At 71.6% G+C, this 13,692-nt stretch carries 15 protein-coding genes; 6 read left to right on the top strand and 9 right to left on the bottom strand.

Features of this window, described 5'->3' with window-relative positions; genetic code table 11:
• Positions 1-12: 12 nt before the first annotated feature.
• From KTR66_RS02400 to KTR66_RS02385, 4 genes are read right to left on the bottom strand one after another with little or no spacing between them, the layout of a single operon-like run.
• Positions 13-1,347: a class I adenylate-forming enzyme family protein gene (locus tag KTR66_RS02400; RefSeq protein WP_213610030.1), complete on the bottom strand. Its 1,335-nt coding sequence runs from the start codon at positions 1,345-1,347 to the stop codon at positions 13-15.
• Complete coding sequence (locus KTR66_RS02395) at positions 1,347-2,609, bottom strand: acyl-CoA dehydrogenase family protein (RefSeq protein WP_213610028.1); 1,263 nt, start codon at positions 2,607-2,609, stop codon at positions 1,347-1,349. The genes KTR66_RS02400 and KTR66_RS02395 overlap by 1 nt, the downstream gene beginning before the upstream one ends.
• A 12-nt stretch (positions 2,610-2,621) precedes the next feature.
• Complete coding sequence (locus KTR66_RS02390) at positions 2,622-3,332, bottom strand: alpha/beta fold hydrolase (RefSeq protein ID WP_213610026.1); 711 nt, start codon at positions 3,330-3,332, stop codon at positions 2,622-2,624.
• Positions 3,329-4,363, bottom strand: a complete 1,035-nt coding sequence (locus KTR66_RS02385; protein ID WP_213610024.1) for a 2,5-dihydroxypyridine 5,6-dioxygenase — start codon at positions 4,361-4,363, stop codon at positions 3,329-3,331. The genes KTR66_RS02390 and KTR66_RS02385 overlap by 4 nt, the downstream gene beginning before the upstream one ends.
• A gap of 129 nt (positions 4,364-4,492) precedes the next feature.
• Here KTR66_RS02385 and KTR66_RS02380 point away from each other — a divergent pair, with 129 nt between their 5' ends.
• The 5 genes from KTR66_RS02380 to KTR66_RS02360 all read left to right on the top strand — a co-directional run bounded on the left by KTR66_RS02380 (position 4,493) and on the right by KTR66_RS02360 (position 8,056).
• Complete coding sequence (locus KTR66_RS02380) at positions 4,493-4,960, top strand: MarR family winged helix-turn-helix transcriptional regulator (RefSeq protein WP_213610022.1); 468 nt, start codon at positions 4,493-4,495, stop codon at positions 4,958-4,960.
• A 130-nt stretch (positions 4,961-5,090) separates the two neighbouring features.
• The gene (locus KTR66_RS02375) at positions 5,091-6,038 is read left to right on the top strand and encodes an Hsp33 family molecular chaperone HslO (RefSeq protein WP_213610020.1); all 948 of its coding nucleotides are present in this window, start codon (positions 5,091-5,093) and stop codon (positions 6,036-6,038) included.
• Between the two features lie 19 nt (positions 6,039-6,057).
• Complete coding sequence (locus tag KTR66_RS02370) at positions 6,058-6,684, top strand: hypothetical protein (RefSeq protein ID WP_213610018.1); 627 nt, start codon at positions 6,058-6,060, stop codon at positions 6,682-6,684.
• On the top strand, positions 6,681-7,070 hold the full coding sequence (locus KTR66_RS02365; protein ID WP_213610016.1) for a RidA family protein: 390 nt from the start codon (positions 6,681-6,683) through the stop codon (positions 7,068-7,070). Before KTR66_RS02370 ends, KTR66_RS02365 begins: the two co-directional genes overlap by 4 nt.
• A gap of 14 nt (positions 7,071-7,084) precedes the next feature.
• The gene (locus KTR66_RS02360) at positions 7,085-8,056 is read left to right on the top strand and encodes a tripartite tricarboxylate transporter substrate binding protein (RefSeq protein ID WP_213610014.1); all 972 of its coding nucleotides are present in this window, start codon (positions 7,085-7,087) and stop codon (positions 8,054-8,056) included.
• 4 nt (positions 8,057-8,060) lie between these two features.
• On the opposite strand, the gene KTR66_RS02355 is transcribed toward KTR66_RS02360, so the two are convergent.
• From KTR66_RS02355 to KTR66_RS02345, 3 genes are read right to left on the bottom strand one after another with little or no spacing between them, the layout of a single operon-like run.
• Positions 8,061-9,284, bottom strand: a complete 1,224-nt coding sequence (locus KTR66_RS02355; RefSeq protein WP_213610012.1) for an MFS transporter — start codon at positions 9,282-9,284, stop codon at positions 8,061-8,063.
• The gene (locus KTR66_RS02350) at positions 9,277-10,044 is read right to left on the bottom strand and encodes a 2-keto-4-pentenoate hydratase (protein WP_213610010.1); all 768 of its coding nucleotides are present in this window, start codon (positions 10,042-10,044) and stop codon (positions 9,277-9,279) included. The genes KTR66_RS02355 and KTR66_RS02350 overlap by 8 nt, the downstream gene beginning before the upstream one ends.
• Positions 10,041-11,720, bottom strand: coding sequence for an acyl-CoA dehydrogenase family protein (locus KTR66_RS02345; RefSeq protein WP_213610008.1), 1,680 nt, complete (start codon positions 11,718-11,720; stop codon positions 10,041-10,043). The genes KTR66_RS02350 and KTR66_RS02345 overlap by 4 nt, the downstream gene beginning before the upstream one ends.
• Before the next feature lie 96 nt (positions 11,721-11,816).
• On the opposite strand from KTR66_RS02345, the gene KTR66_RS02340 reads away from it, so the two are divergent.
• The gene (locus KTR66_RS02340) at positions 11,817-12,692 is read left to right on the top strand and encodes a LysR substrate-binding domain-containing protein (protein ID WP_213610006.1); all 876 of its coding nucleotides are present in this window, start codon (positions 11,817-11,819) and stop codon (positions 12,690-12,692) included.
• Between the two features lie 8 nt (positions 12,693-12,700).
• Here KTR66_RS02340 and KTR66_RS02335 read toward each other — a convergent pair whose 3' ends face one another.
• Both KTR66_RS02335 and KTR66_RS02330 read right to left on the bottom strand, forming a co-directional pair.
• Entirely contained in the window at positions 12,701-13,024 is a 324-nt protein-coding gene (locus KTR66_RS02335) for an AzlD domain-containing protein (protein ID WP_213610004.1), read from the bottom strand.
• A complete protein-coding gene (locus KTR66_RS02330) occupies positions 13,011-13,688 on the bottom strand; it encodes an AzlC family ABC transporter permease (RefSeq protein ID WP_213610002.1) in 678 nt (225 codons plus the stop codon). Before KTR66_RS02330 ends, KTR66_RS02335 begins: the two co-directional genes overlap by 14 nt.
• Positions 13,689-13,692: the final 4 nt, after the last annotated feature.

Raw genomic sequence — 13,692 nt, 5'->3', positions numbered from 1 at the left:
GACGATCAGACTCTAACCGCCTTCCGTCAGCGCGCGCAGCTTCTCCACCTGCACCTTGCCCAGCGCCGTGCGCGGCAGGGCCGGCACGCGCAGGATGGCGCGCGGATGCTTGAAGCGCGCGAGCTTCGCCTCGAAGCGCGCGGCGATCGCAGCCTCGTTGAAGTCGGGTCCGGCCACGATGACCGCGATCGGCACCTCGCCCCAGCGCGGATCGGGGCGGCCGATGATGGCGTATTCGGTGAGGCCGGGAACCTCGGCCAGAACGCGCTCCAGCTCGGCCGGATAGATGTTCTCGCCGCCGGAGATGATCACGCGCTTCAGCCGGTCGGTGAACCAGAAGCGGTCCGCTTCATCCTGGAGGCCGACATCGCCGGTGCGGAACCAGCCTTCGTGCAGCGCCTCCTCCGTGGCGTCGGGGCGCGCCCAATAGCCCGTCATGACATTGGCGCCGCGGATCTCGATCTCGCCCGGCGTGCCGCGCGGCGCCTCGCTGCCATCGGCCAGCACGATCCGTGCCTCGCAGAGCGGCGCGGCGCGGCCGATGGAGCCGGGGGCGGCCCACGCCTCCTCGCGCGTCTGCGCGATGGCGATGGGGCTCGTCTCCGTCATGCCATAGACCTGCTGCACCGGGATTCCGCGCGCGAGAAAAGCCTCGATGAGCGGGAGCGGCACCTCGGAGGAACCGGCGCCGATGGCGCGCAGCGAGGAGAGATCGGCGCTGGCCCAGCGCGCATGGCGGACCAGCGCCGTCATCACCGCCGGCACCAGCAGCGTCAGCGTCGGGCGCAGCCGCTCCACCGCGTCGAAGAAGGCGTCGGGGTCGAATTTCGGCAGCAGCGTCACGCGCGCGCCGGCCAGCAGCGCGGGCACGGTCTGGATGTTGAGGCCGCCGACATGAAACAGCGGCAGCACCGTCAGCACATGGTCATCCGGCGTCAGCGCGAAGAGGCGGCGCGCATTCTCGGCGTTCGCGTGTAGCGCGGCGCGGCTCAGCATGGCGCCCTTGGGCCTTCCCGTGGTGCCGGAGGTATAGCCGATCAGCAGCGCCTCGCAGGCGGTGGCCGAAGGCATGGCATGCGGCGTGACGGCGCCGGAGGCCGGGCCCTCGCGCAGCAGGGCGAGGCCCGCATCGCCCGCGATCCATTGCAGTTCTTCCGCCGCGAGGCGCCAGTTCAGCGGCACCAGCACGGCGCCGATGCGCTCGCAGGCGAAAAGGCAAGCGAGCATCCCGGGATCATTCAGCCCGATCCAGCCCACGCGGTCGCCGGCGCGGATGCCCTCGCCGCGCAGCAGCGCTTCCTCGGCCTCGATCAGCGGCGTGAGGGCATGGAGGTCGAAGCTCTCCATCAATCCGTCTCGCCCCTCTCGTAGAGCGCCTCGCGGCCGATGCGGTCCACGCAGAGCTCGGCGGTCCAGGGCAGCATGAGGGAACCACAGCGGCTGTCGCGGTAGATGCGCTCGAGCGGCAGGGATTTCAGCATGGCCTGGCCACCGCAGGTGCGGACGGCTTTCGCGGCGAGCGCGTTCGCGTTCTCCATCACCGTGTTCTGCGCGGCGAGCGCGCGCAGCATCTGCTCCTTAGAGGGATCGGGGCCGGCCTCGCTGATCGCCTGAAACCACAGCGCCTTGGTCTGCTCCAGCATGATCCGCATCTCGGCGACGGCGATCTGCTTGGTGGGATACATGCGGCGCTTCACGGGCGGCGTGCCGGGCTGCTCGCCGCGCAGGTAGCGCATGGTGAAGTCATAGGCGGCCTGGGCGAGCCCCATATAGGTGGGCGTCAGTGTCATGAACATGTGCGGCCAGCGCGAGGCGGCCTGGAAGTAGAGGCCGGGCGGCATCAGGGCCGCGCTCTCGGGGACGAAGACATCCTTGAAGATCAGGTTGCGGCTGACCGTGCCGCGCATGCCCAAGGGGTCCCACTCGCCCTCGACCGTCACACCCGGCGCATCCTTCGGGATGGCAAGGTAGAGCGTATCGCGGCGGGAGAGCTTCTCCTCGCCATGCACCTCGGTGCAGAGGATGCCGTAGCAATCCGCATGGCCGGAGAGCGAGGCGAAGATCTTCTTGCCGTTGATGCGGAAGCCGCCCTCGACGGGCGTGGCGGTGGTGCCGAAGGCGACGGTGCCGGCAGCGGCCGCTCCCCCTTCCGAGAAGGGCTGCGAGAAGACGGCGCCACGCTCCAGGATATTCGCGTAATGCAGCTTGCGGCGCGCGTGGTGCAGGGCGCGCGTCGCCTCATCCATCTGCAGGTCGTCGGTCAGCAGCCCGGTCCAGAGCGTGCTGCAGACATGCATGTTCCAGGTGAGCGCGGTGGCGCCGCAATAGCGGCCGAACTCGGCGGCGGCCAGGCAATAGGCGCGGAAATCGGCGCCCATGCCGCCATCCGCGGCGGGGATGCAGATGCCGAGCCAGCCTTCGCGACGCATGTCATCGTAATTCTCGGTGGGGAAGCTCGCCTCGCGGTCCCAGCGGGCGGCGCGCGGGGCCAGGACGCGCGCGCCGAATTCGCGGGCGCGGGCGGTGAGTTCCGCCTCGAAGGGCGAGAGGCGGAAGCCGCGCGGATCGAAGATCGGCGCATCGGCGGTCACGGGCAGCGGCATGTCCATCGGAGCGTCCTTTCAGCGGAGGAAATCGAGCAGCGCCGCGTGGAAGGCGTCGGGCGCCTCCAGCGGCAGGAGGTGGCCGGCGCCGGGGATGACCAGCAGCCGCGCATCGGGCATGGCCTCCGCCATGCGGGCCATGCCGCGTGGGGGCGCCGTCTGGTCGGCCTCGCCGGCGATGAGCAGCGCGGGCTGCGTCACCCGCGGCAGGTCGGCGCGGCGGTCGAAACTGGTCAATGTCGCGAGCGTCGTGCGATAAGCGGCCTCGTCCACGCTGGCCATGGCGGCGATGGCGGCGGGCGCGGCGCCAGGGTCGGCGGCCGGACCGAGCATGGTGGGAACGAGCGCGGCGGCGACGCCGGCCATGCCGAGCCCCTCATCGAGCGGCTTCTGCCGCGCGGCCAGGAAGGCCTCGCGGAAGGCGGGGTCACGGCTGCCAAAGGCGGGGGAGCTGGCCACGATGACCAGGCGCCGCACTCGGTCCGGATGCCGCAGGGCCAGTTCGAGGGCGATCATGCCGCCCAGCGAATGGCCCACCACATCGGCCGGCCCGTCGAGCAGCGCCGCCGCCGCATCGGCCAGCTCGGGGAAGCCCGTCAGCGCGGGCCGCGTCCCGTCATAGCCCGGCATGTCCATCGCGATGACGGGCCGCGGGGCGAGGGCGGCCACGGTCGGCGCCCAGAGCGCGGCGCGGCCGCCGATGCCGTGCAGCAGCAGGGCGGGCGTCACAGCAGCACGCCTTCGCGCACCACATCCTCGCCATCGAGCGAGATGGTGGTGTTGAAGACGGGGATGTCGAAATGGCCTTCGGTGAAGCGTCCGGCGAATTCATTGGCGCCGGTCGAGAAGAGGAAGTTGCCGGCCACGGCGCGCAGCTCCGTCCCGTTCGTGTCCTCGCGGTCGTAGAAGGCCAGCGCCTCGTAGCGCGCGGCGCGGTTCAGCCCCCAGCCGACATGGCTCACCGCATAGGCGGCGCGGTCGCCCCAGGCTTCGAGGTAGCGGCGCATCATCTCGGCATCGGCGCCCTGGCCCTCGATGCGGGTGATGTGGTCTTCCTCGATGGTCAGCGTGATCGGCCGGTCGATGTAGCGCTTGAAGGTGAGGTTCACGTCGCCGGCATCGAGGACGAGCCGCCCGGCCACGGAACCCGCGCGCGGGAAGGCGACGAGGATGCCGCCCGGCCAATGGGCGATGGTGCCCGGCCGATCGGTCCAGCCCCAGACGCCGACGCTGGGCGCGCCTTCCATGTTCACGTGCAGATCCGTGCCGGCGGCGGAGGTGACATGCATGCGCTTCGCCGCGCGCGCGCGCTTCACGGCGGCCTTGGCCTGCGTTTCGTCGGCATCCTGCGGCACCAGGCGCTCCAATGCGTCCGGGTGTTCGTTGCTCACCATCAGCACGCGGCTGCCGGCGCCCAGGATCTGCTTGAGTTCCGGGGCATGCAGGAGCCCTTCGACCGTCAGATCCACGATGAAGGGGCAGGCGGCGAGCGCGGCGAGCGCGGCCGGATGGCCGGCGATGGCGCGTGAAGCGCCGGTGGAACGAATCGGAACCGGGGCGGTCTGTGGTGGCGTTGGGAGAGACATCCGGATGAATCGGGCGCCGATTCGTGCCAACGCCGCCTCTGCCAGGGCGATGTTGAGCGGGCGGGACCGGCTTTCGGTCAGCAGGCAGGCGAGATCGCCCGGGGCCAGCTTGCAGCGGCGGAACACGGCCTCAAAGGCCGAGATCCAGGCGGGTTCGAGCGTCGGAACGGACATCCGCATCTCCCATTTCCGGGGAGGATAACAGATGAATTTTCATATGTCAGGCATCCGTATTTCCCCGTAATTGCATGCCATTGAAACCGGATGACATGTTCCGGCCACAGACATGACCCCGAGGAAGACATGAACGCGCCTGGGCCGGAACGCTTTGTTGACGACTACCTGCTGTATCTGATGGCGCGCGCTTCACACGCCATTTCCTCGGAATTCCACGCGAAGTTGCGGAAGGAAGGCATCTCCGTGCCGGTCTGGCGCGTGCTGGCCACCCTCTCCGGCAGCCCGGGCGAGACGGTGACCGGCCTGGCGGAAGCCTGCCTGCTGCAGCAGCCCACCATGACCAAGTTGCTGGATCGCATGGTGCGAGACGGCATCGTCAAGCGCATGCCCGATGCGCGAGACCGCCGCGTCGTCCGCATCCAGATGCTGCCGCGTGGCGAGCAGATGGTGAAGAACCTGCTGGTCGCCGCCAAGGCGCATGAGGTCGACGTGATGGCGCGCTTCCCGGCGATGGACCGCATGCAGCTGAAGCAGCTGCTGCGCGCCATGATGACCAAGCCTCCGAAGGCGCGGCGCAGCGCCATGGCCGCGTGAAGCTGCCCTCGCCGGACCGGCTGGGCGGGATCATCCTGGTCCTGCTCGTCGTTTCGGCCCTCGTGCAGATCCTGGTGCTGGTGACCGGGTGAGCCTCGCAACCGGCCCCGGTCTGGTCTAATTCCAGGTCGTGACCCAACCGACCCCCGATTTCCTCGACCATGACCGCCCGCCCGTGCCCGACCTCGTGGTGCCGCGCGGCGTCATCCCCTTCCACCTGGACAACAGGCCGGTGCGTGGCCGCCTCGTGCGGCTCGGCCCGCTCGCCGATGCGCTGCTGACGCGACATGACACCGCCGATGCGGTGACGCGCCTGCTGGGCGAGGCGATGGCGCTGACCGCCGGCCTGGCCGCCGCGCTGAAGTATCGCGGCAGCTTCTCGCTGCAGGCCAAGAGCGACGGCCCCGTCTCCATGCTGCTGGCCGATTGCACCGACCAAGGTGCCTTGCGTGGCTATGCCCGCGCCGATGCCGAGCGCGTCTCGCAATATGGGAAGAATGTCTCGGCCCGCGCGCTGCTGGGGCGCGGCTACCTCGCCTTCACCTGCGACCAGGGCGAGGAGATGGAGCGCTACCAGGGCATCGTCGGCATCGAGGGCGCCGACCTCGCGGAAATGACGGGCAACTACTTCGCCACCTCCGAGCAGCTGCGCAGCCATGTGCGCCTCGCCTGCGCGCGCACCGAGCAGGGCTGGCGGGCGAGCGCCTTCATCATGGAGCGCATCGCGACCGAGGGCGGCACGGCCGAGCCGCTGGATGCCGAAGCGCAGGAGGAGGCCTGGCGCACCGCCGTCGTGCTGGCCAACACGCTGACCGATGCCGAGTTGCTGGACGACGCGCTGCCGCCCGAGACGCTGCTGCATCGCCTGTTTTCGCTGGAGGGGCTGGAGCTGGGCCAGGCCCGCGCCCTGGCCTATGGCTGCCGCTGCTCGCGATCCCGCCTCGCGCAGGTGCTGGAAGGCTTCCCGGGTGCCGATCTCGACCACATGGCCGAGGCGGGTGTCATCACCATGACCTGCGAATTCTGCAATTATGGCTTCCGCTTCGACCGCGAGGCGATTCGCGGGAAAGAGGCCTGATTCTCCGGGAGGTTCCGCCATGCCGCATTCTCGGCGCGCCCTGCTTCTGCTGCCGGCCACACTCGCCGCCTGTGCCTCGACGCCGCCCGCCCCGCGCGAGGACGGGCCCCCCATCGCCTATCGCCATCTGACCCAGATCCGCCTCGATGTCGCGCGCATCGACATCGAGGAGCGCATGCCGACGCCGGGCCCGAATGATGCGGGCCGCGATCTGAACCCCACGCCAGCCCAGGCGGTGCGGATCATGGGGCAGGACCGGCTGGCGGCCTTCGGCACCGAGCATCGGGCGCGCTTCAGCGTGACGCGCGCGCAGATCATCCGTAGCCGCAATCAGGGCGGCGGCGGCGTCTTCTCCAGCGATCCCGGCGAGCGGCTGCTGTGCCAGCTGACGGCCCGGGTGGACATCCTGGACGGCAATGACCGGCGCCTCGGCTTCGCCGAGGCCTCGGCGGAGCGCTCGCGCAGCATCGAGAGCACGGCGGCCGCGCGCCGCGCCGGCGCCGAGAGCCTGCTGCGCCAGACCATGTTCGACCTGAACACCGAATTCGAGTTCCAGATCCGCCGCGCGCTGCGCCCCTATCTGGCGGACAACGCGGCGGCGGCCCCGCCCGCCCCCGTTGCCCGTGAGGAGTTGCCCCGCACATGATCACCTTCTCCAACCCGCCCGGCGTGGCGGCCCCCGCCTCGCGCTACTCGCATGCGGCGCTGGTCGAGGGGCCGGGCCGGCGGCTTGTGCTTTCGGGCCAGGTCGGCATCGCGCCCGACGGCACCATCCCGGAGGATGGCGAGGCGCAGATCGCCCTTGCACTTGCCAATCTCCGCACGCTGCTCGACGCGCATGGCATGGGGCCGGCGAACATCGTGAAGCTCACCGTCTTCCTGACCGACACGGCGCTGATCACGCCCTGGCGCGCCGCGCGCGACGCGGCGATGGAGGGCCATGCGCCCACCAGCACGCTGCTGATCGTGGCGGCCCTTGCCCATCCCCGCTTCCTCGTCGAGGTGGAGGCGGAAGCCTTCGCCAGCGCCTGAAAGGCCCATCGCATATGCTGCTGAACCGCCGCTCCCTCCTCGCCGCCCCCGCTTTGCTGCCGCTGGCGGCGCGGGCGCAAACCCCGTGGCAGCCCACTCGCCAGCTGCGCATCATCGTGCCCTTTTCGCCGGGCGGCAGCACGGATGTGGGCGGGCGCATCATCGCCGAGCGCCTGACCGAGACGCTGGGCCAGCCGGTCGTGGTCGAGAACCGCACCGGCGCCGGCGGTGGCGTGGGCGTGGAGGCCGCGGCGCGCAGCCCGGCCGATGGCTACACCATGCTGGTCGCGACCAATGGCGTCATGACCCAGGCGCCGCATCTGGGCCTGATGCGCACGGTGGATGTGCGGCGCGAGCTGACCTACCTCTCCAAGATCTTCACCACGGATGTGATCGTGGTGGTGCATCCTTCGATCCCGGCGCAGACGCTGCAGGAATTCGTGGCCTATGTGCGCGCGCGGCCGGGGCAGCTGAGCTTCGCCACCTCGGGCGTCGGCTCGGGCACGCATATCTTCACCGAGCTCTTCATGGCGGTGACCGGCACGCAGATGGTGCATGTGCCCTATCGCGGCTCGGGCCAGGCCATGGCGGATCTCGTGAACGGCACGGTGCAGGTGATGCTGGACCAGCCGGCCTCCTCCATCGGCCAGGTGCGGCAGCGCATGATCCGCGCACTCGCCACCAGCGGGCCGGAGCGCATCGCCGTGCTGCCCGACCTGCCGACCTTCCGCGAGGCAGGCTTCGGCGAGGCGACGGTGCAGAGCTGGGGCAGCATCGCGGTGCCCACCGGCACGCCGCAGGCGGCGCAGGAGCGGCTTGCGGCCGCGGTGCGCGAGGCGGTCTCCAACCCGGGCGTGATCAGCCGCATGGCGGCGGCGGGCCTCGTCGCGGTCGGCAACACGCAGGCCGAGATGACGCAGTTCGCGGGCCAGGAATTCGAGCGCTGGGGCCAGGTGATCCGCGCCCGCAACATCCGGGTGGACTGAGCCCTCAGGCCGGCGCCGCCCGCGGCCGCGCCGGCGGGCGCGGCCAGGCCATGAGGATCTGCACGACGCCCGCCGTCAGCCCCATGGCCACGCCGAGCTTCCAGGCCAGGTCGTAGCTGCCCATGGCATCGAAGATCACGCCGCCGCCATAGGCGCCGAGGAAGCTGCCCAGCTGGTGGCTGAGGAAGGCGAAGCCCTGGATCATCGCCTGCCAGCGCAGCCCGAACATCTCCGCCACCATGCCCGCGACGAGCGGCCCAACGCCGAGCCAAAGCAAACCCATCAGCGCGGCGAAGACCAGCGTGCTCTCAGGCGTCGGCGGCACGGTGAAATACCAGGCCAGGATGAGCGAGCGGCAGAAATAGATGCCGCCCAGCAGCACGCCCTTGGGCCAGCGCCCGCCTGCCCAGCCGAAGAAGAGGCTGCCCGCCACGTTGAAGGCGCCGATCACCGCCAGCGCCTGCGCGCCCAGCATGGGATCGAGCCCGCAGAGATTGATGTAGGAGGGCAGGTGCGTGGTGAGGAAGACCAACTGCAGGCCGCAGACGAAATAGGCGCCCGCCATGACGAGGAAGCCCGGATGCCGCAGCGCCAGGCGCGTGGCCGCGCCCGCCGAGTTCTCGCCCAGGGTCGCGGCCGGCAGGGGAATGCGGTCCACCCGGCCCGCCACCCAGGCGGCGGGCAGGATGACGAGTGCCAGCAGGAAGAAGCCCAGCACCGCGACACGCCAGCCGAAGGGCTCGGCGAGCATCTGGCCCAGCGGCGCCGCGACCAGCGCACCCAGGGAGCCCGCGGCCGAGACCATGCCCAGCACCGCGCTGCGCCGCGCGGCCGGCACGGCGCGGGAGGCGGTGGCCATGGCGATGCCGCCCGCCGTGCAGGCCATGCCCGCGCCGACCAGGATGCCCGCCCCCAGCATCACCGTCGCCGCACCGCCCGCCTGCGAGAGTGTCAGCATGCCCAGCGCGTAGAGCGCCGCACCCCCCAGCATCACCGCGCGGAAGCCGAGCCGCACGGCCAGCATGCCCGCCACCGGCTGCAGCAGGCCCCAGATCAGGTTCTGGATGGCGATGGCCAGCGTGAAGTCGCTGACGCCGATCGCCAATTCGCGGGAGGCCGGCAGCACGAAGAGGCCGAGGCTCTGCCGCAGCCCCATGCTGAGGCCGAGCATGATGGCGGCCCCCACCAGGATGGGGATGGCGCTGCGGGGAATGCGGGCTTCACTCATCGAAGGCGATCTCCACGAGCGCATCCTCGCCGAAGCGCGCCCGCACCCGCTGGCCGGCGCGGACCGGCAGCATGCCGGTGCAGGAGCCGGTGCTGATCACCTGCCCGGCCCTGAGCCCCTCGCCCCGCCGGCGGCGCGCTTCGGCCAGCCAGAGGATGGGGGCGAGCGGATCGCCCATCACATCGGCGCCGCGGCCTTGGCGGCGCGCCACGCCATCCACCTCCAGCACCACCGCGATGTCGGCCAGGCCCGCGCGCCATTGCGGGATGGGATCGCCGAAGACGTAGCGGCCCGAGGCGCTGCCATCGGCCAGGATGGCGGGCAGGGGCGGCAGGGCGGCCATGGGGAAGCGGCATTCCGCGACCTCGATGCCGGCCTGAACCTGGCCCACCGCCGCGCGGATGCGATCCAGCGTCAGGGGCGAGGCGTCACAGGGCAGGTCCTCCGCCAGGGTGACGAAGAACTCGCACTCGACCAGCGGATCGAGGAGGGCGCGATGCGTGAGCCGTGCGGATGAGGGCATGGCGAAGCGGCGATAGCTGCGGCCATAGATCGGCTCCGTCACGCCGAGCTTTTCGCGCATCGCCGCGGTGGTGCCGGCGATCTTCCAGCCGAGCGTCTCCCAGCCCAGCAGCCCCGCCACCGCATCGGCCACGGCATAGCCCGCCTCGGCATCGGGCGGGACCAGTTCGGGTGGCAGGGCCGGGACCTGGCGCCCCGCCTGCCGCGCGGCGGCGAGGAGCGAGGCGAGCGGCGTCACGCCGCCTCCAGCAGGGTGGCGAGCAGCGGCGCGTCTGCATCCTCCACGGCGAGCGGATCGCGTGGCAGGACGCGATGCGTCAGCACCATGCGCGCCAGCGCCGCGCGGTCCGCATCGCCCGTCCGCGCCGCCTCCCAGGCGAGCGCGGCGGCGCTGGTCAGGTGGTAGAGCGCGCTGGCGGCGGCGCGGGCCAGGGCGGGGTCGGCCTGGGCGCGGTCCAGCAGGTTCGCCGCGCGCGCCAGCGCCTCGGGCAGGCCCGGGAGCGGCGCCTCGGCCTGGAGGCGCGTGATCAGGGCTTGCAGCGCCTCGAAGCCGCGCTCGCGCTCGGCGGCGCGCAACACGTCGAGGGCGATGATGTTGCTCGTCCCCTCCCAGATGCTGCCGAGATGCGCGTCGCGCAGCAGCCGCGCCTCGGGCCATTCCTCGATATAGCCGCAGCCGCCGCGCACCTCCATCGCATCGCCCGTCACCTGGCGCGCGTCGCGGCAGGCGCGGAACTTCACGAGCGGCGTGAGGATGCGCAGCAGCGCATAGGCGCCCTCCTCGCCGGCGTCGGAGCGGCGCAGCGCCTCGGCGGTGGTGAAGACCATGGCGCGGGCCTGCTCGGCGCGCAGCAGCATCTTCGCAAGCTGGCGGCGCATCAGCGGCATTTCGATGAGCCGCTTGCCGAAGGCGCGGCGGTTGCGGGCGACAAACAGCGCCTCGGTCACCGCGCGGCGCATCATGCCGGCGGCGCGCACCGCGTTGGAGAGGCGCGAGGAGTTCACCATGTCGGCCATCTGCTTGAAGCCGGCCTCGGGGTCGCCGATCAGCCAGGCGCGGGCGCCCTCCAGCCGGATCTCGCCGCTCGCCATGGAGCGCGTGCCGAGTTTTTCTTTCAACCGCACGATCCGGTAGCTGTTCGGCGTGCCATCCGGCAGGGTGCGCGGCAGCAGGAAAAGGCCCACACCCTTCAGGCCCGCGGCACCGCCGCCGCGCCGCGCCAGCACCAGCGCGAGTTCCGCATCGGGGTTCGAGCAGAACCATTTGTCGCCGTAGAGCAGATGCGTGCCGTCATTGGCCGGTTCGGCCGTGACCGCGGTGGCGGCGATGTCGGAGCCCGCACCCTGTTCCGTCATGAACATCGCACCCTGGTGCAGCGCGTCCATATCCTGGCTTGCCAACAGCGGCAGGTAGCGCTCGACCAGCTCGGGGCTGCCGAAGCGGCGCAGCGTGCGGGCCAGGCTGTCGGTCATGTTGACCGGGCAGAGCAGGCCGAATTCCGCCTGGGCGAAGAGGAAGGTCAGCGCGTATTTCGCCGCCGGCGGCAGCGGCGCGTGCCAGCCGAAGACGCCTGCGCGGTGGCTCATGCTGGTCAGGCCGAATTCGCCGAAGGCGAGCCGCTCCATCTCACGATAGGCGGGGTGGTAGAGGATGCTCTGTGCATCCTCGCCGCGCCGCGTGCGATGCACCAGCTCGGGCGGGTTGCGGTCCGCCGTGCCGGCGAGCGCATCCAGCTCGCCGCCCGCCAGCGCCCCCAGCCGGTCCAGCTGCGGCAGCAGCACGGCGAGCAGGTCGGCCGGCAGGTAGAGCGGCAGGAGGCGCGCGAAGGCCGGGTCGGCGCGCCAGAGGTTCTGGCCGGCGGCGTCGGGCACGGCCTCGGGGCCCGCGGGGGTGCCGATGGGCTGGATGTTCATGGGGCGCTTCCTGTCCTGACCTCCCCAAAGGCTAGGGTTGCCGAAAGCGAGGCTCAAACGATTTCTCCGGCGCTGGCGTTGAGCTAGGCTCAACGCATGGCCCATCGCGCCCTGCCCCCGCTGACCGCCATCCGCGCCTTCGAGGCGGCCGCGCGCCACCTCTCCATGACCGGTGCGGCGCGCGAGCTGGCAGTGACGCCGGGCGCGGTGAGCCGCCAGATCCGCGAGCTGGAGCAGAGCCTCGGTGTGACCCTCTTCCTGCGCCAGCCGCAGGGCCTGGTGCTGACCACGGCGGGCGAGACGCTCTCGGCCGGCGCTGGCGAGGCGCTGGACCGCCTGGCGCTGGCCACCGGCCGCGCGCGGCTCGGGCGGGGGCGGCCCATCTCGGTCGGCGTCTATGGCTATTTCGCCTCGCGCCTGCTGTTTCCTCGCCTGCGCGCCCTGCACCAGGACCTGCCGGAGCTGGTCGTCGAATGGCATAGCAGCTCCAGCCCGCTCGATCTGCTGCCGGCGCGCTTCGATGCGGTGATCGCGGTGAGCGAGCCGCAGGGGATGCCGGGCCTCGCCGTGGTGCCGCTGGTGCCGATCACGACGCTGCCGGTCTGCGCGCCGCAATGGCTCGAGGGCGGCGTGCCGGACTTCGCGCGCATTCCGCTGCTGCATTCGCGCTGCCGACCGGATGACTGGCGGCGCTGGCTGAACCATGCGGGGCAGGCGAAGCTGCCGCTGCGCGGCGGCAGCACCTTCGAGAGCATGAACGTCGCCATCGAGGCGGCGGCCCAGGGCATGGGCGCGGTGATCGCGATCGAGGCGCTGCTGGAGCCCGATCTGGAGCGCGGCGCCGTGGTGCCGGCGCATCCGCTGCGCCGCCCGACGCGGCGGCACTTTACCCTGCAATACGAGTCCCGCCATGCCGGCAATCCGGATGTGCAGGCGCTGGCAAGTTGGCTGCAGGCGCAATTCGCCGGCTGAAGCGCGCCTCAGCCGGCCGAGATCGCCCAGCCCGCCGCGGTGACGGCCAGCCCCGCCAGCAGCGGCCCGAGCATCCCGCCCTGGAACCGCATCCAGCCAAGCGCGCCCAATACGCCCGCGGCACGCGCCCACCAGGGAATGCCGGCGAGCGCGCCCCCCGGCGCCAGGATGGCCAGCATGATGAAGGCGGCCAGCGTGGCCAGCGCGACCGAGGCCGCCCAGCGCACGAAAGGGTGATCGGGCCGCAGCCTTCCGGCCACCAGCAGCCCCGCCGCGCGGAGCAGCGCGCAGGCCAGGATGAGCAGGAGGAGCGCGAGATCAGCGCCGGCCACGCCGCTCCCCCCAGAGGAAGGCGAGCGTGCCGCTGAGCAGCCCCGCCGCCAGCAACCCCCAGGCGGCGGGCAGCAGCAGGGCCAGCGGCGCGGCGCAGCAGCCGGCGATCACGGCGCGGCGGCCGGGTGGCACCCGCACCTCATGTGCCAGGATGAGCGTGAAGTAGAGCGGGTTCACCAGCAGCATGAGCGCCAGCACCGGCCCCTGCAGCAGCGGCGCGATGGCGTGGCCCAGGATGGTCGCGGTGCCGGCCACCAGCCAGGAGGTGAGGCCGAAGCCCAGGAACCAGCCGAGGCGCTGCCCCTCGGGCAGGCCGGGCAGGCGGCGCATCGCCATGGCCCAGGGGGTGACGGCGATGAAGGGCAGTGCCCACCAGCGGCGCGGCCCGCCGCCCAGCCAGGGCGAGAGGGCGACCGCCATGGGCAGGAAGCGCGCATTGGCGGTGGCCGCGCCGAGCACCGCGGGCAGCGCCCCGCCCGGCAGGTTCACGGCCGCGACCAGCACCATCTGCCCCGGCATGCCATAGACCAGCAGGGCCGCCGCCAGCCCCCAGCTAAGGCTGAGACCGGCCGCCTGCACGGCCGCGCCGAAGGCCAGGAAGGTGGCCGCCATGGCGAGCGCGGGCGCGCCCAGCGCCTCGCGGCACGCGGTGCGAAAGATCATGGGT

The organism is Roseococcus sp. SDR (genome assembly GCF_019083995.1).
Taxonomy (GTDB): Bacteria; Pseudomonadota; Alphaproteobacteria; order Acetobacterales; family Acetobacteraceae; genus Roseococcus.
Note: the sequence above shows the minus strand (reverse complement) of the source record. Positions and strands in the feature narration are given on the sequence as shown.